This is a genomic window from Actinospica durhamensis (assembly GCF_018139695.1).
In the GTDB taxonomy this organism is placed as follows: domain Bacteria; phylum Actinomycetota; class Actinomycetes; order Streptomycetales; family Catenulisporaceae; genus Actinospica; species Actinospica durhamensis.
Map to the genome: position 1 here is coordinate 1 of NZ_JAGSOG010000140.1, position 22,258 is coordinate 22,258.

24 protein-coding genes and 1 tRNA gene are annotated in these 22,258 nt (G+C 69.2%); 18 read left to right on the plus strand and 7 right to left on the minus strand.

Annotated features, from left to right (window positions below; genetic code table 11):
- Nucleotides 1–211: 211 nt before the first annotated feature.
- The 8 genes from KDL01_RS24170 to KDL01_RS24205 all read left to right on the plus strand — a co-directional run bounded on the left by KDL01_RS24170 (nucleotide 212) and on the right by KDL01_RS24205 (nucleotide 6,390).
- On the plus strand, nucleotides 212–637 hold the full coding sequence (locus KDL01_RS24170) for a hypothetical protein (RefSeq protein ID WP_212530875.1): 426 nt from the start codon (nucleotides 212–214) through the stop codon (nucleotides 635–637).
- A 147-nt stretch (nucleotides 638–784) separates the two neighbouring features.
- Nucleotides 785–1,462: a recombinase family protein gene (locus KDL01_RS24175; RefSeq protein WP_246576903.1), complete on the plus strand. Its 678-nt coding sequence runs from the start codon at nucleotides 785–787 to the stop codon at nucleotides 1,460–1,462.
- 41 nt (nucleotides 1,463–1,503) lie between these two features.
- On the plus strand, nucleotides 1,504–1,845 hold the full coding sequence (locus KDL01_RS24180) for a hypothetical protein (protein WP_212530876.1): 342 nt from the start codon (nucleotides 1,504–1,506) through the stop codon (nucleotides 1,843–1,845).
- Nucleotides 1,845–2,159 carry a hypothetical protein gene (locus tag KDL01_RS24185; RefSeq protein WP_212530877.1) on the plus strand — a complete coding sequence of 105 codons (315 nt, stop codon included), beginning with the start codon at nucleotides 1,845–1,847 and terminating at the stop codon, nucleotides 2,157–2,159. Before KDL01_RS24180 ends, KDL01_RS24185 begins: the two co-directional genes overlap by 1 nt.
- A gap of 72 nt (nucleotides 2,160–2,231) precedes the next feature.
- Nucleotides 2,232–2,579 carry a hypothetical protein gene (locus tag KDL01_RS24190; protein ID WP_212530878.1) on the plus strand — a complete coding sequence of 116 codons (348 nt, stop codon included), beginning with the start codon at nucleotides 2,232–2,234 and terminating at the stop codon, nucleotides 2,577–2,579.
- Between the two features lie 159 nt (nucleotides 2,580–2,738).
- The gene (locus KDL01_RS24195; protein WP_212530879.1) at nucleotides 2,739–3,344 is read left to right on the plus strand and encodes a hypothetical protein; all 606 of its coding nucleotides are present in this window, start codon (nucleotides 2,739–2,741) and stop codon (nucleotides 3,342–3,344) included.
- A gap of 341 nt (nucleotides 3,345–3,685) precedes the next feature.
- Nucleotides 3,686–4,621, plus strand: a complete 936-nt coding sequence (locus KDL01_RS24200) for a hypothetical protein (protein WP_212530880.1) — start codon at nucleotides 3,686–3,688, stop codon at nucleotides 4,619–4,621.
- Complete coding sequence (locus tag KDL01_RS24205; protein WP_212530881.1) at nucleotides 4,618–6,390, plus strand: hypothetical protein; 1,773 nt, start codon at nucleotides 4,618–4,620, stop codon at nucleotides 6,388–6,390. Before KDL01_RS24200 ends, KDL01_RS24205 begins: the two co-directional genes overlap by 4 nt.
- Nucleotides 6,391–6,586: 196 nt before the next feature.
- On the opposite strand, the gene KDL01_RS24210 is transcribed toward KDL01_RS24205, so the two are convergent.
- Nucleotides 6,587–6,669: transfer RNA gene (locus KDL01_RS24210), tRNA-Leu, on the minus strand.
- Nucleotides 6,670–6,910: 241 nt separating this feature from the next.
- Between KDL01_RS24210 and KDL01_RS45415 the strand changes: the two genes are divergently transcribed.
- The 7 genes from KDL01_RS45415 to KDL01_RS24245 all read left to right on the plus strand — a co-directional run bounded on the left by KDL01_RS45415 (nucleotide 6,911) and on the right by KDL01_RS24245 (nucleotide 15,913).
- Nucleotides 6,911–7,768 carry an FHA domain-containing protein gene (locus KDL01_RS45415; RefSeq protein WP_212530882.1) on the plus strand — a complete coding sequence of 286 codons (858 nt, stop codon included), beginning with the start codon at nucleotides 6,911–6,913 and terminating at the stop codon, nucleotides 7,766–7,768.
- Between the two features lie 92 nt (nucleotides 7,769–7,860).
- Nucleotides 7,861–8,355, plus strand: coding sequence for an FHA domain-containing protein FhaB/FipA (locus KDL01_RS24220; protein WP_212530883.1), 495 nt, complete (start codon nucleotides 7,861–7,863; stop codon nucleotides 8,353–8,355).
- 127 nt (nucleotides 8,356–8,482) lie between these two features.
- Entirely contained in the window at nucleotides 8,483–10,138 is a 1,656-nt protein-coding gene (locus tag KDL01_RS24225; protein ID WP_212530884.1) for a PP2C family protein-serine/threonine phosphatase, read from the plus strand.
- A gap of 59 nt (nucleotides 10,139–10,197) precedes the next feature.
- Nucleotides 10,198–11,658: an FtsW/RodA/SpoVE family cell cycle protein gene (locus tag KDL01_RS24230; protein WP_438801982.1), complete on the plus strand. Its 1,461-nt coding sequence runs from the start codon at nucleotides 10,198–10,200 to the stop codon at nucleotides 11,656–11,658.
- Nucleotides 11,655–13,148: a peptidoglycan D,D-transpeptidase FtsI family protein gene (locus KDL01_RS24235; RefSeq protein ID WP_212530886.1), complete on the plus strand. Its 1,494-nt coding sequence runs from the start codon at nucleotides 11,655–11,657 to the stop codon at nucleotides 13,146–13,148. Before KDL01_RS24230 ends, KDL01_RS24235 begins: the two co-directional genes overlap by 4 nt.
- Nucleotides 13,149–13,265: 117 nt before the next feature.
- Complete coding sequence (pknB, locus tag KDL01_RS24240) at nucleotides 13,266–15,242, plus strand: Stk1 family PASTA domain-containing Ser/Thr kinase (RefSeq protein WP_438801983.1); 1,977 nt, start codon at nucleotides 13,266–13,268, stop codon at nucleotides 15,240–15,242.
- Nucleotides 15,243–15,280: 38 nt separating this feature from the next.
- Nucleotides 15,281–15,913, plus strand: a complete 633-nt coding sequence (locus tag KDL01_RS24245) for an aminodeoxychorismate/anthranilate synthase component II (RefSeq protein ID WP_212530888.1) — start codon at nucleotides 15,281–15,283, stop codon at nucleotides 15,911–15,913.
- Between the two features lie 40 nt (nucleotides 15,914–15,953).
- Here the strand turns inward: KDL01_RS24245 and KDL01_RS24250 are convergent, their stop codons facing one another.
- Entirely contained in the window at nucleotides 15,954–16,115 is a 162-nt protein-coding gene (locus KDL01_RS24250; protein ID WP_212530889.1) for a hypothetical protein, read from the minus strand.
- Nucleotides 16,116–16,429: 314 nt separating this feature from the next.
- Here KDL01_RS24250 and KDL01_RS24255 point away from each other — a divergent pair, with 314 nt between their 5' ends.
- A complete protein-coding gene (locus tag KDL01_RS24255) occupies nucleotides 16,430–16,684 on the plus strand; it encodes a cell division protein CrgA (protein WP_212530890.1) in 255 nt (84 codons plus the stop codon).
- A 179-nt stretch (nucleotides 16,685–16,863) separates the two neighbouring features.
- Here the strand turns inward: KDL01_RS24255 and KDL01_RS43720 are convergent, their stop codons facing one another.
- A complete protein-coding gene (locus KDL01_RS43720) occupies nucleotides 16,864–17,823 on the minus strand; it encodes a rhomboid family intramembrane serine protease (RefSeq protein WP_212530891.1) in 960 nt (319 codons plus the stop codon).
- A 100-nt stretch (nucleotides 17,824–17,923) separates the two neighbouring features.
- Complete coding sequence (locus KDL01_RS24265) at nucleotides 17,924–18,466, minus strand: peptidylprolyl isomerase (protein ID WP_212530892.1); 543 nt, start codon at nucleotides 18,464–18,466, stop codon at nucleotides 17,924–17,926.
- Between the two features lie 278 nt (nucleotides 18,467–18,744).
- Here KDL01_RS24265 and KDL01_RS24270 point away from each other — a divergent pair, with 278 nt between their 5' ends.
- Entirely contained in the window at nucleotides 18,745–19,170 is a 426-nt protein-coding gene (locus KDL01_RS24270; protein ID WP_212530893.1) for a hypothetical protein, read from the plus strand.
- Nucleotides 19,171–19,290: 120 nt separating this feature from the next.
- On the opposite strand, the gene KDL01_RS24275 is transcribed toward KDL01_RS24270, so the two are convergent.
- From KDL01_RS24275 to KDL01_RS24285, 3 genes are all read right to left on the minus strand, one after another.
- On the minus strand, nucleotides 19,291–20,583 hold the full coding sequence (locus KDL01_RS24275) for an aspartate aminotransferase type Ic (RefSeq protein WP_246576904.1): 1,293 nt from the start codon (nucleotides 20,581–20,583) through the stop codon (nucleotides 19,291–19,293).
- Nucleotides 20,584–20,683: 100 nt separating this feature from the next.
- Complete coding sequence (locus tag KDL01_RS24280; RefSeq protein ID WP_212530895.1) at nucleotides 20,684–20,992, minus strand: hypothetical protein; 309 nt, start codon at nucleotides 20,990–20,992, stop codon at nucleotides 20,684–20,686.
- A complete protein-coding gene (locus KDL01_RS24285; RefSeq protein WP_212530896.1) occupies nucleotides 20,977–21,963 on the minus strand; it encodes a hypothetical protein in 987 nt (328 codons plus the stop codon). Before KDL01_RS24285 ends, KDL01_RS24280 begins: the two co-directional genes overlap by 16 nt.
- On the opposite strand from KDL01_RS24285, the gene KDL01_RS24290 reads away from it, so the two are divergent.
- On the plus strand, nucleotides 21,950–22,258 hold a 309-nt coding region (locus KDL01_RS24290), incomplete at its 3' end, for a hypothetical protein (RefSeq protein WP_212530897.1). The genes KDL01_RS24285 and KDL01_RS24290 overlap by 14 nt on opposite strands.

The window sequence follows — 22,258 nt, forward strand, 5'->3', positions numbered from 1 at the left end:
CACGACCCGAGGAACCCTGGAGACCCCGCCCGGACGGCCACCCGGCAATCACCCCTGCCCGGACATCCGGCACGACCGATAAACGATCAGGAAATCAGCACCCCGGAATCAGCCCGGTGGATCCGGGTTCAGAGCTGCCCGGTGGCTTGCCGGTAGAGGATTCATCACCCAGTCGCGCAATGGCCTTCCCGGAAACACAGTCAAGGTGAGTGTGACTCGCCTGGGGTTGGAGTGCGCCGACGGGTACGCGGGCGATGCGCTGACCTTTGGAGAGGCTCGACGCCGCCCACCAGAACATCGCTCCTTCACTGCCTCTGACGGGGGCATCATCAATGTCGAGTCTTCTATAATGGGGCTCCAGGTCGGCAAGATCGAGCGCATCGATGTCGACGTCGCCAGCTTGGTGCGCTTCGCCCAAGCGGTAGCCGAAGCGTTGCCCGGCCTGCCCGTGCCCCCGCCCGATAAATCCACTGCTAGTGCATCCGCTGCAGAGATCCTCCAAGAATCCACAAAGGCCTCACCCGACCATTCCAAGCTAAAAGCGCTCGGCGGAGCGCTGCGTACGATAGTCGAGGGTGCGGCCAACGGGGTCGGCAGCGCGCTGGCGACAGCGCTGCTGGGCATGTGGCATCCATAGCCTGCGTAAGAATCGAACGATTCGCGGACGCGGGCGCGGGTTCACGCGTGAGGGTGGTTCCAGGCATCGAGCGGGTGTCGAGCAAACGTGTCGGGATGTCGAGGCGTCGCGCGCATTGCCCCGCGCCGTTTTTCCTACGCTTCGGGCATGAACACGTACTCCGCCCCGGCGCTCTGCACCGACGACGACCAGGATTTCGACCTCGTTCCGCCATCGGGCGTGAGAGTCGGCTACGCCCGGGTCTCCACGGCCGGCCAACTGCTCGATCGGCAGTTCGTCGCGCTCACATCGGCTGGATGCATCCGGGTGTTCGCGGACAAGAAGTCCGGCCGAGGTACGGAACGTGAGGAGTTGTGGAAGGCGCTGGATTACGTGCGGCCCGGCGACATTCTTGTGGTGGCCTCGCTCGACCGGCTGGGTCGGTCATTGCAGGACCTAATCGCGATTGTGGCCGGGCTACGTCGGCGCGGCATCGGCTTCACCTCGCTGCATGAGGCGCTGGACACCACGACCCCGGGCGGAAGGCTTGTGTTCCACGTGTTCGCCGCGTTGGCCGAGTTCATCCGGGAACTGATCGTCGAGGGCACCCGGGAGGGGCTCGAGGCCGCACGCGCCCGCGGCCAGCGCCTTGGACGCCCACCAGCGCTCACCCCGGAGCAGGTCAAGTATGCGCGAGACCTGTTGTCGCACCCGGGGAACACCGTCTCCTCGATCGCCCGGCTGCTCGGAGTCTCGCGCTCCACGATCTATAAGTACGTGCCTGAACTCGTCGAGTCGCGGTTCAGTCTGAGCGAGGCTACGGCCGGGGCCGATCTTGGGTGGTGAAAGCTGACGGATGTGTCGGCGGGCGCGGGCATCATGGCGCCGTGACGAACGCGTATTTGCGCACCGGCAGTGTGTGGAGGCTCCTGCACGGCGAGCAGGAGGTGGCCCGGTTGACCGTGGTCGGCTCGGACATGCCGTGGGTCTACGCGCGGGTCGATGACTTTCCGGGCTTTGAGGAGTTCCGGGCCTTGTTCGTCGCGCAGGAGCGGGCGATCGATGACGGCGATGACGTCCGGGCCGATGACCTCTACGCACAGATCCGCGCCGCACTTACCTTGTCGTTTCCCGATGGCCGGCCGGTGCCCGAGTTCCTTCTGCATGTTCGTCTGGACGGGAGCGCCGCCTGGCGCTGGCACGGCGAGGCCTTTGCTGCGGTGGGCTGATGACCAGATGGGTGCGCTGTTTCTGGGACGAGGAATCGGTGTGGTTCTACTTCGAGCTCAGCGATGGCGGTGTGGTGTTGCGGCAGGTGGAGTTCGCCGAGCCTGATGGCGTCGCGATGGCCGCGGCATCGCTTGACGAGTGGGTTCAGGCCGAGGCCGAGGACCGGCTGGCCGGGTATGAAGCCGTATATGGTGCGACGGCGCTGATCCCGTTCGGTGAGTGGGAGGGTCATGATCCGCAGTGGCTTACGGCCGAGGAGTTCGAAGGGGTCTGGGCACGTGCCCGGGAGGCGCGCTATCGTCGCCGCGCATGATGACGCCGGCAGGTACGAGCTGTGCATCGTGCGCAGCAGGGCGAGGTTGATCAGATGAGGTATCCGGAGCCAATGAGCGACCGGGAGTACTTCGGGCTCGTGGCCAGGCGCCCGGGCATGTATGTCGGGCGGGAGTCGCTTGAACGCATCGAGGCGTTCTTGACTGGCTACAACGAGTACGCACGGCGGTTCGGGCACCCAGCGCTGATGGACGAGTGGCGCGCATGGCTGGAACGCCGACTCGGGCACGAATCCAACCTCGTGTGGAGCGGACTGGTTCGCCAGATCGCCCTGCCGGAGGGCTGGGAGAGCTGGGATCTGTCTGCCGACAAGGAGAAGCACGTCATCAGGGTGTTGTTTGAGCTGCTCGATCAGTTCCTGGCCGAACGCGAGCCCGACTCGCGCAACACCGGGGCGTGAAGGCGCTGAGGGCGTCCTGCGCGCCATATGCCGGGCTGGTGCCGGGCATAGCGCGACACGCGCGCCCAAAGGCCATATGACCGATGTGCCCCATCATGATTGTCCGAATTACTACGATGCGTTGTCGATGACTTACGCTGCGAAAGGCGGCTGGTTGACGTGCAGCAATTCGCGTTGGACGACGCGCTTCGGGCGACCCGTGACGGTATGCGCGAGGAAGGTGCGCGCATGGCCGGCGAGATGGAGCGGCTCGAAGCCGAACTCGCCCGGATGCGCGAGGAGATGGAACACCACCGGCTGGTGGCCGAGGCGGTCGAGCGCGAGATGTCCCGGCGGTCAACGAGGAACACTGCGGCCGTTCCCGCGCAGGCTCGTCCGGCCCCGGTGCAGGCGCCCGCTCTGACGGTGCAGCAGCCTCCTGCGCCTGCGAAGCCTGCGGAACCGGGGTTCGCGCAGCGCGTGCTGACGGCGTTGGAGGTGGAGGCGATGCGCGGGACGACCAGGCGTGCGACCGCGGCGCGAGTACTGTGCACGCTCGGTAGGAGCCGGCCTGTGCGGGCAACGGACGTGGCCAAGGAGCACGGCGATGGATCGACGCAGAAGGCGGGGCGCGAAGGCGCCCGCCACGGGCTGCTGGCCCTGGCCGCGATGGGCATGGCGGTGCGCCTGCCGGACGGCTCGTTCCTGCCGGCCGGAAGCCCGCTTCTGCCGGCGAGCCTGACCGATCCGGAACCGGCGTCGGCGCGATCGGACGGAGAGCTCTGACCTAACCCAGGGCCGTCCTGCGAAACGAGAATGGCCGCCGTCGAGCTTGCACCTCGACGGCGGCCGGTGAAACGACGAATCCCCAGCAATAGGGTCGGCGTTTTACCCGACGATACCCGCTTCCGCGCGCGCCGTCGGGTATTGCGCCGCGCCCTCACCCCGTCGTGTCCGCTCCTCGCGGCACACGAGAGATGAGACGCACCGTGCGCACCGTCAAGCCACACCACTCCCCGCCCGCGGAAGCGGCGGAAGTCCAGTCATCACTCTTCTCCGCGGATGATCACGCACCCCTTACCCCGCCTGGTGATGGGTGCGATGGTGACAGTAGACCGGCGCCCGGCGTGCTCGACTGGGGGTGGGTGGTGGCCATGCTGATCGACTCCTACACACCCCGCGGCGCGAGCGGCCCGGCATGGCTGCGGGTTGCTCCCGAGGTGCGCCGCATCGTGCACCTGGCCGAGCCGCACACGATCTACTCGGTCGGGCAGCTGATGCACGCGGCCGGGCGGCTGGCCCTGTACGCGGACGGGCTCGGCATGCAGCCGGCCGCCCGCCTGTGGCTCACGCGCGAGATGATCGAGGCGTTCATCCAAGGCGGCTGCCCGAATGCGGCCGAGTCGACCCGCGCGAACTACCGCGGCAGGCTGCTGCGGCTTCGTGCTGTGGTCCTCGGGCCCGATCTCGCTTCCGGCTCGCCTGCGCGCCTATCGGGGTCGCGGGCCTCGCGCCCCTACAGTCCGCCCGAGCGCAGCGCGCTATGGGCCAGCGCCAATGCTCAGCCGACCCCGGCGCTGCGCACCGGAACGAAGACGCTCCTCGCGCTCGGGCTCGGCTGTGGTCTCGACTCGCCCGAGGCGGTCCTGGTTCGCGCCGGCGATGTGTACCGGCCGCGCGTCGGCGGGGCGGTCCTGCTGCACGTGCCCGGAACCCGCGAACGCAGCGTCGTGTGCCGCTACCGCTGGGAGGGCGTGCTCGAGCACGCCGCGGCAGCCCTCGAACCCGGCCAGTTCCTGTTCCGGCCCGACGCGGCTTCGCGCGGGAAGAACACGGTGACCAACTTCCTCGCCCGCACCCGATCGCAGATCGATGTGCCCAGACTCTCGATGGGCCGGGCCCGCGCGAGTTGGATCATCGACCTTGTCGACGAGCGCATCCCGCTCACCGCGCTGGTCGCGGCCGCCGGAGTCGAGAGCCTGCACGCGCTCTCGCGCCTGATGCCCTACTTCACGCCCGTAGGCCCCGACCTCGCCGAGCAGTCGCTGCGCGGGCACGCGTGAGCCCCGACGAGTTCGGCCCAGGACGGGCCGCTGCCCTGGAGAAACTGCGTGCGCATCGGCGCCGCATCGCCGACGCGGACGTCGAGCAGGTCACCGCCCGAGTCCGATCGGCGGGCCTGGACAGTTTGATCGAGCCCTGGCTCACCGCGGAGCGCGGTCGACCCGCGACGCTGACCGGAACCGCACTGCTGGTCGGGATGTTCCTCGCCGCCGACGAGTACAGCGGCAAAGTCCAGCTCGTCCAGGTGACCGACACGCTCTACTTCAAGATCAGCCCTCGGATGCGCGAGCGCCTGGGAGTGGCCGCGAATCCGGACACCGACGACGGCTTCGAAGCCGCCTACGCGGTAGTGCGTCGCCGCTTTCACAGGCTCGCCCGCGCCTGCGACCCGTCGGCGCTGCCGAAGAACACGCGGTTGGACAAGGCCGAGGCAGCCAGGATCGAAGCCGAGGCCGATCACGATCTGCTGGCGGTGAAGCGGGATCGGCTGATCGAGCTGACCAACTTGATCCTGGAAGATTCCCTCGTCGATGCCCGCCCCCTGCTCGATGCCCACTGGGACGGATCGGGATCCGTGGACGGCACCGCCGTGCGCGCCTACTCCAAGGGCGTGCGCAGCAAAGGGCCGGTGACCGCCACCGATCCCGACGCCGCCTGGCACGTGCGCACCGGCGACCACGCCGAGCACGAGGCCACCACCGGCAACGGCGAGAAGCGGGGCGGCACGAGACAAGGCCGCGCCACGTACAAATACGCCTACGAGGCGACCCTCGCCATCGCCCGCAACCCACTCCGCGACGGGGCGCCGCAGCCGGACGGCACGCCCGAGCCCACCGTCATCCCCGCGCTCGTGCTCGGCTTCGTGCTCGACAAACCCGGCCACGACCCCGGCGGCAACGCCATCGCAGCGCTCAGCGATGTCCGCGGCCGCGGCTATACGCCGGGCTGGATGGCAGGGGACCGGCTGTTCAACAACAGCGAGCCCGAGCGCTTCCAACTCCCGCTACGCGCTCTGGGCTACCGGCCGGTGTTCGACTACACCGCAGGCGACCTCGGCATCCAGGACGGCGCTGGCGGCGCGAAGCAGGTCGAGGGCGCCTGGTACTGCCCGCACATGCCCGAGTCGCTCGTCGAGGCCACAACCGAGCTGAAAGACGAACGCATCGACCCGCAGACCTGGCAACACCGCGTCAACGCCCGCGCCCCCTACCGACTCGTGCCGAAACAGGCACCGGACCAAGACGGCTGCCAACGCTTCCTGTGCCCAGCCGCCGCGGGCAAGCTCCACTGCCCGCTCAAGCCACCGCTGCCGCCCGGACACCCGAGACGCCACCTGCTGCCGATCGTCACGCCCGAGCCCTCACCCGTCGACCCTCCGAAGATCTGCACCCAGGACTCCATCACCATCACACCCGAAGCCGGAGCCAAACACGCCCAAGACCTCGCCTACGGCAGCGAAGAATGGGCGAAGATCTACTTCAGGCTCAGAAACAGCGTCGAGGGCATCAACGGCTTCGCGAAAGACCCGGTCCACGAAGCCATCGAATCCGGAGCCACCCGCCGCATCCGCGGCATCGCCCCCGCCTCGATCCTCCTGGCCTTCCAACTCCACCACGTCAACACCCGCAAGCTCGCCACCTGGGCCGACACCCTCGAAGGCGAAAACGGCGAACCCCCGAGACGACGCCCGACCCGAAGACGCAAGAGCAAGCCGCTCGGCACCTGGACACCCGCCGGACACCTCGACCGAGAGCCGGCGGCAGCCTGACGGCAGCGCAGGGCAGGACAGTCAACCGGACATCTATAGCCAAACCGTTACGGGGTCGCCGAAGTATGCCCTGGAACGGTCCTCGACGCGCCCGGCCCGCTCCCGAACACGAAGAAGCCCGACCGAAGTGACCTTGATCACTTCTGTCGGGCTCGTTCCGTCACTCGCAGCACCGACTTGCGTCGGTGCACCTGAGTGCGCGAGGGGGGAGTTGAACCCCCACGCCCTTGCGGGCACTGGAACCTGAATCCAGCGCGTCTGCCATTCCGCCACTCGCGCAACGAGGAAAAAGATAGCACGGGTACCCGGGGCAACCCCAAATCGGTTACCGAGGGCGCAGGAAGGGAACCCCTTTCGGCAGAGTCCGGCTCGCGTCGTAAGGGGGATGCGGGCCACGATGGTGCCCACGGACGCGCGCAGCAGAGCTAACCATCGATACGATCGAGGGGATGGCACAGCTGGGCGCGCCGTGGGGGCACGCCAGCGCGCGCCGAGGGATTGACTGAAGGAGTAGGTAGCCGTGGGTGTTCTCCAGCGCTTTGAGCGACGCCTCGAAGGCCTGGTCAACGGCGCCTTCGCCAAGGCATTCAAGTCCGAGGTGCAGCCGGTCGAGATCGCCAGCGCGCTGCAGCGCGAGTGCGACGACCGTGCGGCCCCGGTCAGCCAGGGGCGGGTGATGGTGCCCAACGATTTCACCGTGGAGCTCGGCGCGCACGACTACGAGCGGCTCGCGACCTACGCGGGGCCGCTCTCGGCCGAGCTCGGTGAGCTGCTGCAGGACCACGGCCGCGAGCAGCGCTACATGTTCGTCGGGCCGGTCGAGGTGAAGTTCGAGCGGGTGCAGGACCTGAGCACCGGCATGTTCCGGATCCGCTCCCAGGCGCTGGCCGGCGTGGTGCAGATGCCGGGCTACCCGCCGCAGCAGGCGCCCGGCGGCTTCGGCGCCCCGGCCCAGCCCGCGGGCTACCCGCAGCAGCCGCAGGCCCCGGTGCCCCCGCAGCCGCCCTTCGGCGGCCAGGGCGCTCCCGGCGGCTTCGGCGCGCCGCCGCAGCAGCAGGGCATGGGCGGCGGCTTCGGCGCCCCGCCCCAAGCCGGCCCAGGCACCTGCTGGATCGAGGTCAACGGCGTGCGCCACCCGCTCTCCCGCGCGGTCACCAGCCTCGGCCGCGGCACGGACGTGGACCTGCGCATCGACGACCCCTCGGTCTCCCGGCGGCACGCCGAGATCCGGGTCGGCATGCCCTCGGTCATCTCGGACCTCGGCTCGACCAACGGAATCGTGGTGGACGACCAGCATGTGCGCCAGGCCCAACTGCGCGACGGCTCCGTCATCCACCTGGGCAACACCACGATCATCTTCCGGCAGGACCCCCGGTAGCGCGCGCGGCACGGTCGCCCGGGCACACTTGTCCCCGGCACACTTGTCCGCAGCGGCCGCGCCCACGGCGGCCTGACCCAGGGAGCTGAACCATGACCGGCCTCACGATCACCGTGATGAAGCTCGGACTGCTGGCGATACTCTGGATCTTCGTGCTGCTCGCCCTCGGGGTGGTGCGCACCGACCTGTTCGGAGCCGGCGGCTCCCGCACCGGGCGCTCGCGCGCCTCGGCCAAGCCCACGCCCCCGGCGGCCGTGGTGGACCGGCCGAGCGCCCGCCCCCGCCGCGGCGCCGTGCCCACCCACCTGGTGGTCACCTCGGGCTCGCTGGCCGGCACCAGCGTCGCACTGACGGGCGTTCAGATCACTCTCGGCCGGGCGCACGACTCGACCATCGTGCTCGACGACGACTTCTCCTCCAGCCGCCACGCCCGGATCTATCCGGACGCCACCGGCCAGTGGGTGGTCGAGGATCTGGGCTCCACAAACGGGACATATCTGGACCGCACCAAGATCAACGGACCTACCCCGGTACCTTTGGGTGTGCCCATCCGGATCGGCAAGACCGCCCTCGAACTCAAGAAGTGACTAGGCTGTCGGCCCGACTACGGTTGCCGCATCAGGAAACGGCGCCGGACCGTCCTGGCCGATCCGCTCGGCGGGTGGCGGCACGGCGTCGGCCTCTCCCCCCGACGTTGCAGCGGAAGAAGATTCGATGAGCCTGTCCCTGCGTTACGCCGCGCGATCCCACGTGGGCTTGATTCGCGACGGCAACGAGGACTCCGGGTATGCCAGCGCCCGCCTGCTCGTGATCGCCGACGGGATGGGCGGCCAGGCCGCCGGGGAGATCGCGTCCGCGGTCGCGGTGGAGACGTTGGCCGAGCTCGACTCACCGCACACCACCGGTCTGACCGGGGATCCGGTGCGCGACCTGGACGAGCGGGTCAAGCTGGCCAACACCAAGATCCGCGGGATCATCGCGCAGAACCCCGAGCTCGAGGGCATGGGCACGACGGTCACCGCGCTGTTCCTGGCCGGCGGCAACCACCTGGCCTTCGCCCACATCGGGGACTCGCGGGCCTACCGGCTGCGCGGCGGCCTGCTCGAGCAGATCTCCACCGACCACACCTGGGTGCAGCGGCTGATCGACGAGGGCCAGATCACCGAGGACGAGGCCGGGCGCCATCCGCAGCGCTCGCTGCTCATGCGCGCGCTCGGCACCAGCGGCGAGGTCGACCTTGACCTGACCGTGCTCGATCTCCAGGCCGGGGACCGGTTTCTGCTGTGTAGTGACGGCCTGTCCGGATTCGTACCCTTCTCCACCCTCGCCTCCACCCTCTCCGGGTACGGCGATCCGCATCACGCCGCTGAGACGCTGATCCAGCACGCGCTGCGCGGCGGCGGCGCGGACAACATCACCTGCATCGTGGCGGACGCCTACGAGCAGCAGGCGCCCGGCGCGCACTCCTCGAGCCAGGCGGAGACCCAGTACCTCGAGCTTCCCGTGGTGGTCGGCGCCGCCGCGGAGAACCAGGGTTCGGGCCTGCCGTCCTTCTCCACCGGCTCGCGCCCGGTCGCGGGCGGGACCGACCCGAACGTCACCGGCATGATCCAGACCGTGAGCGCTTCGGCCGCCGCCGCTCCGGCCCCGGCCGCCGCCCCCACCGAGCCGGGCGTGTCGGACACCGCCGAGCTCGAGGCGGTCGACGCGGCGTCAGAAGCCGGTGCCGGCGGGCGCAAGCGGCGGCGCTGGGTGAAGCCGACCGCCATCGCGGGCACCTGCGTCATCGTGCTCGGCGCGGTGGCCGGAGGCGGCTACTACTGGGCCCAGCAGCAGTACTACGTCGGGACCGACGCCAACGGGCACGTGGCCATCTACCAGGGCGTCAACATGTCCCTGGCGGGCCTGAAGCTCTCCCACGTCTACGTCAGCGAACCGGTCACGGTGGCCGGCCTGCCGGCCGCGCAGCAGGCCAAGGTGCGGGCCTCGATAACCACGAACAGCCTCAGCGACGCGCAGGCCATCGTCTCCACGCTCTCGATCATGGAGAACGACTGCGCCGCCCTGACCGCTGTTGTACCCACGACCACGGCCGCCGCGCCGAGCCTGAGCCCCTCTCCGTCCGCAACCACGCCCACGGCCCACGCGTCCGACAAGGCGTCAGACACGGCCAGCCCCAAGGCGAACGCGAGCACCGGACACGCCACGAACTCCGCTGGTGACACCTCGTCGTCACTGTCGCCCAGCGCGACCCCCTCCGCCAGCGCAGACCCGTCGGCCTCGCTAAGCTCCGGTATCACTGGTTTGCACCAACTTTCAGCTCAATGCCCCTCGAATGCCGGGGCGAGCGGGGGTTCTGGCACAAGCTGATGCAGGAGCGGCGGTAGGCCCTCGCTGGCCTACCGGCTCGGACACGGACAGGAACCGCGATGTCGATGGCTGCCAATCCGTCGGCCGGAGAGGCGTATGCCTCGCCGCCGGCCGAGCCCGAGATCCCGAAACGGCGCAACGCTGAGTTGATGCTGCTCGTGGTCGCCCTCGTGGTCGGGATGTTCGCGTACGCGAACGTGGGCTTCGCGATGAACAACAAGCTCCCGGGCAACTTCTGGACGGTCGGCATCGGCTTCGCCGTGGTGCTGCTGGTCGCCCACCTCGCGGTGCGCTGGCTGGCCCCGTACGCCGACCCGCTGATCCTGCCGCTCGCGGCCGGGATCAACGGCCTCGGCCTCGTGCTGATCTCCCGGCTCGACCCGTACAACATCGCGCACGGCCTCGCGCCCTCGAGCGGGGCGGCGAAGCAGCAGGCGATCTTCTCCGTGCTCGGCGTGCTGGTGCTCATCGCCGTGCTCTTCTTCCTGCGCGACCACAAGGTGCTCCAGCGCTACGCCTACATCTCCGCGCTGGTCGGCCTGATCATGATCGCCCTGCCGGCCGTGCTGCCCGCCTCGATGTCCGAGGTCAACGGCGCGCGCAGCTGGGTGAAGTTCGCGGGCCTGTCCATCCAGCCGGCCGAGTTCGCCAAGCTGCTGATGGTCAGCTTCTTCGCGGCCTACCTGCACGCCAAGCGCGACACCCTGGCGCTGGCCAGCCGCAAGGTGCTCGGCATCTGGATCCCGCGCGGCCGCGACATGGGCCCGCTCATCGTGAGCTGGGCGTTCGCGATGCTGGTGCTCGTGCGGGAGACCGACCTCGGCGTGTCGCTGATGTTCTTCGGCGCCTTCGTCATCATGCTCTACCTGGCCACCGAGCGGGCCAGCTGGCTGATCTTCGGCGTGCTGATGTTCATCGGCGGCGCCGTGCTGGTGGGCCTGACCTTCTCGCACGTGCAGGTCAGGTTCGAGTCCTGGCTCAACCCCTTCGGCGACGTCACCAACACCTCGCGGCAGACCGCGCAGTCGCTCTACGCCTTCGCCAACGGCGGCCTGTTCGGCACCGGCCTCGGCCAGGGCTACCCCTACCTGGTCGGCTTCGCCAACAACGCCGACTACATCATGGACACGGTGGGCGAGGAGCTCGGCCTGGTCGGCCTGGCCGCGCTGCTGATCGCCTACGGCCTGTTCGTGGCCCGCGGCCTCAAGACCGCGCTGCTGGTGCGCGACCCGTACGGCAAGCTGTTCGCCGCCGGGCTCGCGGTGACCTTCGCGCTGCAGGTGTTCATCACGGCGGGCGGGGTGATGCGGGTGATCCCGCTGACCGGCCTGCCCATGCCCTTCCTCGCCTACGGCGGGTCGGCCCTGCTGGCCAACTGGATCCTGGCGGCACTGCTGCTGCGGATCTCCGACTCGGCGCGCCGGCCGCTGCCCCCGGCGCTCCCGCTCTCGGCGCCACCCGGCTTCTATGACCCCCACAACCCCGGCAATGACGGTCCGAACCAGGCGGTGCGCGTATGAACAGGCCGATCAAGAAGGTGGCGATCTTCTGCTTCGCCCTGTTCGCCGCCCTCTTCCTGGAGGGCAACTGGATCCAGGTGGTGAAGGCGAGCAGCTACTCCTCGCACGCCGACAACCTCCGCAACACGATCTACAACTACGACGTGCAGCGCGGCTCGATCATGGTCGGTTCGACCCAGGTCGCCTACTCGAAGGCGACCGGCAGCTCGACCATGAAGTACCAGCGGGTCTATTCGAACGGGTCCGTGTACGCGCCGGTGACCGGCTACTTCTCCTCCGAGTTCGGCACGGCCAACCTGGAGAACTACGAGAACTCGCTGCTCTCCGGCAAGGACACCCGGCTGGCGACGCAGAACTTCCTGCGTAAGGCCGAGGGCAAGGACCAGGCCGGCGGCTCGGTCGTGACCACGATCGACGCGGCCGCGCAGCAGGCGGCCTACCAGGGCCTGTCCAGCACGCTCAGCAACGTCGGACAGGGCGCCGTGGCGGCCATCGACCCGAAGACCGGGGCGATCCTGGCCCTGGTCTCGCTGCCCAGCTACGACCCGAACCAGCTGGCCTCCTCGAGCGGCACGGTGCAGAGCGAGTACGCGAAGCAGCTCAACGACAACCCACTCCAGCCCAAGCTGGACCAGGCGCTGCAGGCCACCTATCCGCCCGGCTCCACCTTCAAGATCATCACCTCGGCGGCGGCCCTGACCAATGGCGTCAACGGCTCCTCGATCACGCCCAGCAGCCAGATCACCGGGGCCCCGCTGGACCAGCTGGCGCTGCCCGGCTCGACCGCCACCATCCAGAACTCGGGCGGGGAGACCTGCAACGACGCCGTTCTGCAGGACGCCTTCGCCCAGTCCTGCAACACCGTCTTCGGCTACCTCGGCCTGCAGCTCGGCGCGAGCACGCTGCAGAACGAGGCCGAGGCCTTCGGCTTCAACAAGACCGCGCCGGCCGTGCCGATGCAGGCGACCACCTCGGTCTTCCCGTCGAACCTGAGCCAGCCGCAGGTGGCCCAGTCCGCGATCGGCCAGTTCGACGTGCGGATGACCCCGCTCGAGGGTGCGATGATGGCCTCGGCGGTGGCGAACGGGGGCGTGATCGAGGCGCCCTACCTGATCGCCAAGGAACTCGACACCAAGGGCAACGTGATCGCCAGCGCGTCGCCCACGCAGCTGTCCCAGCCGATCTCCTCCACGGTGGCATCCGAGCTGTCCACGATGATGCAGGGCGTGGTCACCAACGGGACGGCAACCAGCCTGCAGAATCTCGGCGTCTCTGTCGCTGCGAAGACCGGAACCGCCCAGCGCGGGGCCGGCCAGAACTCGGTGGCCTGGATGGTCGCGTACGCACCGGCGAACGATCCGAAGGTGGCGGTCGCGGTCATGGTCGCCGACAACGGCGTGACCTCGGACGAGGCCTTCGGCAACACCCTGGCGGGCCCGATCGCGGCAAGCGTGATCAAGGCGGTGCTCGACAACCCCGCCGCCAACTGAATCGATCGCGGGCGCTGACGTACGGCATCCGTTCGGACACTTCCACAGTGTCCGGCGGGGGCCGATACACTTCGCCCGAAAGCAGGAATGGCGCTAAGGCCGGAGAAGGGCTGGATGATGGAAGAGCCGCGTCGCCTGGGTAACAGGTACGAACTCGGCGCGGTCCTTGGCCGGGGCGGGATGGCCGAGGTCTACATGGCCAGGGACATTCGTCTGGGCAGGGCCGTGGCGGTCAAGACGCTGCGAGCCGACATGGCCAGGGATGCGACCTTCCAGGCCCGCTTCCGCCGTGAGGCCCAGTCGGCCGCCTCGCTCAACCATCCTGCCATCGTCGCGGTGTACGACACCGGCGAGGACTTCATCGGCGGCGTGTCGCTCCCGTTCATCGTCATGGAGTACGTGGACGGCTCGACCCTGCGCGACCTGCTGCACTCCGGGCGCAAGCTGCTGCCCGAGCGCACGCTGGAGATCACCAGCGGTGTGCTCCAGGCGCTGGACTACTCCCACCGCAACGGCATCGTGCACCGGGACATCAAGCCCGCGAACGTCATGCTCACCCGCGGCGGCGCGGTCAAGGTGATGGACTTCGGCATCGCCCGGGCCATGGGCGACGCCGGCATGACCATGACGCAGACCGCCGCGGTCATCGGCACCGCGCAGTACCTCTCGCCGGAGCAGGCCAAGGGCGAGCAGGTGGACGCGCGTTCCGACCTGTACTCCACCGGCTGCCTGCTCTACGAACTGCTGACCGGCCGCCCGCCCTTCATCGGGGACTCCCCGGTGGCGGTGGCCTACCAGCACGTGCGGGAGTCGCCGCAGCCCCCGTCGTTCTACGACCCCGAGGTTCCCCCGGTGGTCGACGCGATCGTGATGAAGTCGCTGGCCAAGCACCCGGACGAGCGCTACCAGTCCGCCGACGACATGCGCGCCGACCTCGAGCGCGCGCTCGACGGGCGGCCGGTGGCGGCGGCTCCGACCGTGGCGGCCGGCTTCGGCGCGACGGCCGCGCCGACCCAGGTGATGTCGCAGTCCGGGCGCGGCTACGGCGCCGCGGCGACGGCCGGCTACGGCTCGGGCGGGCGCTACGACCAGCAGACCGGCTACCAGTCCCCCGGGTACGCCGGCGATGACGCCGCGGAGGAGAACATCCCGCGCTCGCGGCGGGCTCCGAGCTCCTCCGGCGGCGGCCGTGGCAAGTCCGGCGGCTCGGACAAGACCGGCTGGATCATCATCGGCGTCGTGGTGCTGGTGCTGATCGTGGTGGCGGTGTTCGTGTTCAACACGATCTTCTCCGGCAAGAACGGGACGGCCGGCACGGTTCCGCCGATCGCCAATCTGACCACCGTCCAGGCCCAGACCACGCTCAAGACCTCCGGCTACACGCTGGGCACGTCCGACTGCGGCAACGGCCAGAACAACAACGACGTGCCGAGCGGGCAGATCATCAGCCAGAACCCGAAGGCCAACGACACGGCGAGCACCAGCACCCCGGTCCAGTACTGCCTCTCGCTCGGCCCGGTGGTCCACGGCATGCCGAACTCGGTGACCAACTCCAGCGGCGAGTACGACCTCAACGGCCAGCAGACGGTCACCTCGCTCAGGGGCTACGGGTACCTCGACGTCACGTCCAAGACGGTCAACAGCACCCAGGTCCCGTCCGGGTACACCGTCGACATCCAGGACGCGAACGGCAACTCGCTGATCGGCAAGACGGAGCCGGTCACGAAGCAGCTCGTGGTGGTCATCTCCGGCGGTCCGGCCGCGCAGACGGTGCCCGCGGTGGTCGGGCAGACCTGCCAGGCGGCCGAGAAGCTGCTCGAGGGCTCCCCGTACAACTTCGTGGTGACTCCGACGAGCACGTACTCCACCGACGGCACGCCGCAGGACTACGCGCTCAGCACCACTCCGAACGCCAACCAGACCGCGAGCGTGGGCAGCCCCGTCACCCTGGTGTGCTCGCTGGGCGCGGCGCCGACCACCGGGCAGGGCAACGGCGGCGGACAGGGCAACGGCGGCGACACGGCCACCGCGAGCCCCAGCCCCACCGCGACCGCCACCAGCCCGCTCGGCGGGCTCGTCGGCGGTAACAACTGACCGGTCCGAGGGCTGTTACGGAGCACGAGGTTTTCCCCATGGCGCGCATCCTGGTTGTGGATAACTACGACTCGTTTGTGTATAACCTGGTGCAGTATCTGTACCAACTCGGTGCCGAGTGCGAAGTGCGGCGCAACGACACGGTGTCCGTGGCGGACGCGGACGGCTTCGACGGCGTCCTGCTCTCGCCCGGACCGGGCACGCCCGAGCAGGCCGGTGTCTGCATCGACATGGTCCGTCACTGCGCCGAGACCCGGCAGCCGCTGTTCGGCGTGTGCCTGGGGCTGCAGTCGATCGCGGTGGCCTTCGGCGCCACGGTCGGCCGGGCGCCGGAGCTGATGCACGGCAAGACCAGCCTGGTCACACATGACGGACGAGGCGTGTTCGCGGGGCTGCCGGATCCGTTCACCGCGACCCGCTACCACTCGCTGGCCGTCGACCCGGCCACCGTGCCGGAGGAACTGCTGGTCACGGCACGTACCGGCGAGGTGGTCATGGGCGTGCGGCACCGGGAGCTGCCCATCGAAGCGGTGCAGTTCCACCCGGAGTCGGTGCTCACCGACGGTGGCCACCGCATGCTGGCCAACTGGCTCGCCGAGTGCGGCCACCCGCGCGCGCTCGAGGCAGCGGTGGGACTCGCGCCGACGCTCTCGGGCCGTCCGGGCCTGTAGGCGAGGACCGCGGCGGCAGCGTCGTCGGTCGGCTGTGCGCTCAGTTGCCCATCGAGCCGGTGCCCGCGAACGGCAGGTGCGGTTCGGCCCACGGGAACACCCAGCCGAACAGGACCACGACCACAAGCGACGCCAGGATGAACGCGCAGAGCAGCTTCATCCACAGGCGGCCGGGCAGCCGGCGCCAGATCCAGCCGTACATGAGAGCTCCTTCCCCAGGATCCGGGCCCGGCTGTGGATAACTCTGGGGATAGAGCGGGCTCGGGCCGCGAATGCGGACTGCGGGCCGGCGGGTACACAGCCGACCGCATCCGCCACCGTCCCACAGCCGGCGGCCCGGGTCACCGCGACACGCCGATGCGCGGGAACCGGCGCTGGTGAGACGGGAATCCGGGCCGGATCGCGGGCGGGGGAGCGGCGCGGATACGACAAGCGGGCTGTCCTAGAACGTCCCACCCGGCTACGCTGTACCAGCGACAACAAGTCGCCGAGTGACCTAATGACGTGGAGAGTTCCGTGCCGAAGTCCAAGACTCGGGACAAGGTGTCCTACACCCCCCCGACTGAGCCGAAGCCGCAGAAGATCAAGCTCGAATCCTCGGCCTGGGTGCCTCGGTTCATGGTGGCTTTCTTCGTCGTCGGCCTCGCCTGGATGGTGCTCTACTACCTGGGCTCGAACATCTCCTGGGTCAGCTCACTGGGCGCCTGGAACGTCGTGATCGGCTTCGGCTTCATCGCCGCCGGCTTCGGCATCTCGACCCGCTGGCGCTAGGCCCGGCGCGTCGGACCAGAGATTCGACGAGCAGGTTATCCACAGACGTGGGCGTCTTTTCCACACTGTGGAAAACCTGTGGAGGACGCGCCGAGGAGAGTGTGGATAACTCGGGGGCTGTGGATAACACCCCCGAAGTGTCCACACTCCGGATCGCGCGGGTTGCTTTCGTTTCAGACTCAGCCGAGCAGAGCGCCGGCCGCGCCGGACTGCAGCAGCGTGTTGGAGTGGATCACCACGGTCAACGCGGATGCCAGCAGGATCGCCGCGCCGGCGGCGAGCGGTACCAGGTTCTGTGGATTGCGGTACCACGGGACCCGGTCCCGTGAGCGCGGGGCGAAGGCGAACGCGAAGCCGAGGATCAGACCCCCGGCCAGGCCGCCGAGGTGGTCGTGCCAGTCGATGCCCGGCACGGCGAAGCTGAAGGCCAGGTTGAGCACGATCACCACGATGATCGGCTGCATGTTCAGCCGCTCCCGGTAGGCCAGCACGGCGAGCACGCCGAGCAGCCCGAAGATCGCCCCCGAGGCGCCTTCCGAGTAGTAGCTGTAGCGGCCCATGAAGGCGAAGGACACCGCCGAGGCGCCGATCCCGCAGACCAGGTAGGTCAGCAGGTAGCGCAGCCGCCCGAGCCGGGCTTCCACCGGCAGCCCGATCCACCACAGCGAGAGCATGTTCATCGCGATGTGGGCCGGGCTCAGGTGCAGGAACATCGCCGTCACCAGCCGGTACCACTCGCCGTTCGCGACGCCTATGTGCGAGTCGGACGGGATGGCCCCGGAGATCGCGGTCAGATCCAGCCGGGCCGAGAAGGCGGCGCCGGCCAGGTGCTGCAGGCCGTACATCACCACGTTCACCGCGATCAGCGCGATCGTGACCACGCCCTGGCGCGCGTGCACCCGGCCGCCGACCGAGGTGCGCGGCTGCCGGACGGTCTTGGCGCCGCCGCGCACGCACTCCGGGCACTGGTAGCCGACCGCCGCGCTCACCATGCAGTCGGTGCAGATGGAACGCTCGCACCGGTGGCAGCGCAGGTACGTCTCGCGGTCCCGGTGCCGATAGCAGGTGGGCACACCCGCGGACCGCGGATCGCGGACCGCGTCGCCCATCGGCGCGGCTCCGTCCGGCGAGGTAGTCACCGTGGGTGTCCTCCCCCAGTGGATGAGCGTGGTGAACGGCTTGGGCCGGCCGGACGGCCGGAACGGCGGGGGCGCGGTACGGCGCCCCCGCGTGCGTGGATCAGGAGGAGCGGCGCTCGATCGTGACGGACTCGAGGACCACGTCCTTGACCGGGCGGTCGTTGTTGCCGGTGCGCACGCCCCCGATCTCGTCCACCACAGCGCGGCTCTGCTCGTCGGCGACCTCACCGAAGATGGTGTGCTTGCCGTTGAGCCAGTCCGGCGTGGAGACGGTGATGAAGAACTGCGAGCCGTTGGTGCCGCGTCCGCCGCGCGAACCGGCGTTGGCCATGGCCAGCAGGTACTTCTTGTTGAAGGTGAGGTCCGGGTGGATCTCGTCGTCGAAGGTGTACCCGGGGCCGCCGAAGCCCTTGCCCAGCGGGTCCCCGCCCTGGATCATGAAGCCGGAGATGATGCGGTGGAAGATCGTGCCGTCGAAGTACGGACCGCTGCCGGGCTTGCCGGTGTTGGGGTCGGTGTACTCCTTGGTGCCCTCGGCGAGCTCCACGAAGTTGCGCACCGTCTTGGGCGCGTGGTTCGGGAACAACTGGACCGTGATGTCACCGTGGTTGGTCTTCAGGACGGCGTACGTCTCTTCGGCCATGACGGGCTCTTCCTTCCGTAGCTGTGGTACCCCCGCGAAGCGCTGCGGGCTCCATCCTCCCATGCGCCCGGATTCGAAGTGCGCCGAGCCCGCGGTTGGTTGCCGATCCGTGTCCTGTCGGCGACGCCGGCCGCACACCCCGGTGTCGGCCGGCCCGGCGGTCGGCCGCGCGACCGGCGATATGACCGGCGGGGAAGCGGAAATCCGAACGGCCCAATATGCGAATACGACCGTCATACCGGGGCAGTAGGTCGGAAGTCACCTGAGGAGGTACGGTCGTGACCAAGACCACCAGCCTGCTGCAGACCGCGCAGCCCTACCTGCGGGACCAGTACGCCACCGTGCGAGACGGGTTCGGCCCCGCGCTCAGCCACACCCGCGAGGTCGCCGTGCCGATGGCGGTCGACGCCTCGCATCGGGCGATGGACATGTCGGCCAAGATGCGCAACGAGATCCTGCCGGTGGCCGGCAAACGGGCCATGATGGCCGCCGCCGTCCTGCGCGGTGCCGAACTCGAGCGCCAGCGTGAGCGCAGCAAGTGGCGCATGATCGCCGCGGCCTCGGCGGCCGGGGCGGCCCTCGGCGCCGGCGCCTACGTCTGGCAGCGCAAGCGCGCCCAGGAGTGCTGGTGCGAGGAGTGCGCCGAGGACAGCACCATGGCGCACGAGGACTCCCCGCCCGCTCCGCACGTCGAAGCGCACTGAGCCGGCAAGCCGCCGAACCGCCGGGCGGCCGCCGCGCCAGGACAACGCCAGAGCCCCGCCGGATCCGTGCAGTCACGGATCCGGCGGGGCTCGTCTGCTTGCGTCCTGGTGTCTCAGGCCTCAGTTGCCGAGCAGCTTGTCCAAGGCGGCGAGCTTGACGCACACCACGACCGCGCGCATCGCCGTGTCGAGGTCCGCGACCGGCGGGAACGAGGGGGCGAGGCGGATGTTGCGGTCGCGCGGGTCCTTGCCGTACGGGTACGTCGACCCGGCCGGGGTGAGCGCGATCCCGGCCTCCTTGGCCAGCCGGATGACTTCGGCCGCCGTGCCGTCGAGCACGTCCAGGCTGATGAAGTAGCCGCCGTGGGCGTCGGTCCAATGGGCCACGCCGGTGCCGCCGAGTCCCTCGGTCAGGATCTCCTGCACCTTGGCGAACTTCGGCGCCAGGCTCTCGCGGTGGCGCTCCATCAGCTTCCGCACGCCGTCGGCGTCCTTGAGGAAGCGCACGTGCCGCAGCTGGTTGACCTTGTCCGGGCCGATGGTGCGCTTGGACAGGTGCCCCTGGAACCAGTCCAGGTTCGCCGCCGAGGTGCCCAGGAAGGAGACGCCGGCGCCCGCGAAGGTGACCTTGGAGGTGGATCCGAACACGAACACCCGGTCCGGGTGCCCGGCCTCGGCGCACAGCGCCAGGATCGGCGCGATCGCGGTGTGCTGGTCGGTCAGGTGGTGCACGCTGTAGGCGTCGTCCCACAGGAGCCGGAAGTCGTCCGCGGCCGTGGGCATCGCGGCCAGCCGGCGCGCCTGCTCCGCGGTGACGCTGATCCCGGTGGGGTTGCCGTACTTGGGCACGAACCACATGCCCTTGATCCGCGCGTCCGAGGCCGCGAGCCGCTCGATCTCGTCGATGTCGAGCGCCCCGTCCGCGGTCGGCTCGACCGGGATCATCTCGATGCCGAACTTCTGGCAGATGGAGAAGTGCCGGTCGTACCCGGGCACCGGGCACAGGAACGCGGGCCGCTCCACCTCCGCCCACCGCGTCCGGCCGCCGGGAAGCGGGAAGAGCATCGCGTGGATGACGGTGTCGTGCATCAGCGAGAGGCTGGAGTTGTCGCTCGCGAGCAGCTGCGCCGTGGGCACCTGCAGCAGCGGGCTGAAGATCTCCCGCAGCTCGGTGAGCCCCAGCAGTCCGCCGTAGTTGCGGCAGTCCGTGCCGTCCGCCGCGCGGTAGTCGTCGGGGCCAGGCAGCGCGAGCAGCTCGTTGGAGAAGTCCAGCTGCTCCGCGGAGGGCTTGCCGCGCGTCAGATCGAGCTTCAGCCCCCGCTCCTGGAGTCGCAGGTACTCCTTCTGCAACTGCTCGCGCAGGGCCAGGAGGGAATCGGAACCAAGTGCGCTGAACTCGTCCACGTGGCCCATCCTAGTGCGCCGCCCCCGGAGAGCTGGACCGGGTTTCACGAAGTGGGAATCCGGTAGGGCACGTCGGGCCGCCCCTCCGGAGCGGCCCGACGACGAGCGGTCAGCCGTTCGCGAAGTATCCGAATTCGTCCAGGACCAGCTGCGCCGTTCCCTTGCCGCCGAGGTAGGCGCCGATGTCGTAGGTGCCGGTCTTGGTGTTGAGCGCCGTGCCCGGCGCGGCGAGGACCAGGCTCGCCACGGTCTGGCCGGTGAGGTAGTTCAGGCTCGAGGTCGTGGGCACGGCCGCGGGGTCGCCCGGGTTGAACGGGAAGACCGAGAGGTAGCCGTTGCCCGTCGGCTCGACGATCGTGGCGTTGTCGACGGCCGCGGTCTCGGAGGCGTCGGACGTGCCGGTCAGATCGGTCGGCACCCCGCTGGAGAGCGGCGCGGCCTCGAGCCGGGCGTCGACGGCCCGGACCGGCGACTCGAGGGCACGTACGCGCTGGCTCCGCCGGACGCGGGCAGCCTGTAGCCGAAGTAGCCGACGACATCCACGACCAGGTCTACCGGGCCGCTGCTGGAGTTGTAGAACGCCACCGAGCCCGTCGGACTCCCGCTCTGGGCCTCGGTGGAGGTGGTGACGAACGCCGTGTTCGAAGCGGTCTGGCCGGCCGAGTAGTTCACATCGGAGACGCCGTACGCGGCGGCGTGCTGGACAGCATCCGGGTCAGCGGGAAACGCGCTGATCATGCCGTTGCGCGTGCTGCCGACCGCGGTGATGTGCAACGCGACGGAGGTCGACTGCCCGATCCCGTGGGCATCGGACATCTGCACCACGAGGGTGCCGCCCGCCGGAATCTGCGCGACCTTGCCGCCGGTTCCGGTGCCCTTGCGGGTATCGACGACCCGGATCGGGCTGAGGGGGGTGTAGCCGGACAAGGCGACGTTCTCCACGGTCTGCGAACTCGTCGTGAAGAAGCCCTCGATGTCGGCGACGATCTGCGTCGAACCCTTGGAGGAGTTGTAGAAGTCGACGGTGCCATCCTTGCCGACCGGGACGAGCACCAGGTTGGCGACGTTCTGGTCGGCCTGGAAGTTGAGGTTCGACGTGCCAGGCCTCGTCAGCACCGTCCCGGCCTGGTCCTCGTTGCCATAGACCGAGAGGTAGCCGTTGGCTCTCGGCGAGACCGCGGTGACGTTCAACGCGACTGCGGTTACACCGGCCGGAATCGGGTTGCCGGGGTAGCCGCGTCCGACCACCTTCAGCTTCAGCGTGCCGCCGGACGCGACCGCACCGGCCGCGACACCCTTTCCGCTACGCGTGTCGAGTACCCGCACAGGACCGTAGTCGGCGAAGGCGGAACCCGCCGCCCGTACTCCGGTGAGCGTGCCCGAGGCCACGTCACCGGCCTGGTCGCTCACCGAAGCCGAAATCGAGGTGCTCTGGCCGAACGCACTCGACTCGCAGGTCGACGTGGCCTTGTCTGACGCGGCGGTGACCGGCAGGTTCCGACCTCCGCCGGTAGCCTCGGTGCCGCACGAGATGGTCACCACGCCGGACGTGTTCAGCGGCTCTGTCGCTGATCTTGTTGCGGGCGTGCGAGCCCTGGTTCTGCGATCCTGTTCGGCGTGTCTTGATCAGGGTTTTGGGTTGCTGTTTCCGCAGTTCGCGTCGATGCGTGTGCTTTCCGTCGAA

Coding starts and splice junctions, on each gene's coding strand:
- KDL01_RS24230 (WP_438801982.1), top strand. CDS start 10,198: ATGTCGATGGCTGCCAATCCGTCGGCCGGAGAGGCGTATGCCTCGCCG.
- KDL01_RS24175 (WP_246576903.1), top strand. CDS start 785: ATGAACACGTACTCCGCCCCGGCGCTCTGCACCGACGACGACCAGGAT.
- KDL01_RS24250 (WP_212530889.1), bottom strand. CDS start 16,115: ATGTACGGCTGGATCTGGCGCCGGCTGCCCGGCCGCCTGTGGATGAAG.
- KDL01_RS24245 (WP_212530888.1), top strand. CDS start 15,281: ATGGCGCGCATCCTGGTTGTGGATAACTACGACTCGTTTGTGTATAAC.
- KDL01_RS24220 (WP_212530883.1), top strand. CDS start 7,861: ATGACCGGCCTCACGATCACCGTGATGAAGCTCGGACTGCTGGCGATA.
- KDL01_RS24190 (WP_212530878.1), top strand. CDS start 2,232: ATGAGCGACCGGGAGTACTTCGGGCTCGTGGCCAGGCGCCCGGGCATG.
- KDL01_RS24225 (WP_212530884.1), top strand. CDS start 8,483: ATGAGCCTGTCCCTGCGTTACGCCGCGCGATCCCACGTGGGCTTGATT.
- KDL01_RS24235 (WP_212530886.1), top strand. CDS start 11,655: ATGAACAGGCCGATCAAGAAGGTGGCGATCTTCTGCTTCGCCCTGTTC.
- pknB (WP_438801983.1), top strand. CDS start 13,266: ATGGAAGAGCCGCGTCGCCTGGGTAACAGGTACGAACTCGGCGCGGTC.
- KDL01_RS24185 (WP_212530877.1), top strand. CDS start 1,845: ATGACCAGATGGGTGCGCTGTTTCTGGGACGAGGAATCGGTGTGGTTC.
- KDL01_RS24265 (WP_212530892.1), bottom strand. CDS start 18,466: ATGGCCGAAGAGACGTACGCCGTCCTGAAGACCAACCACGGTGACATC.
- KDL01_RS24275 (WP_246576904.1), bottom strand. CDS start 20,583: ATGGGCCACGTGGACGAGTTCAGCGCACTTGGTTCCGATTCCCTCCTG.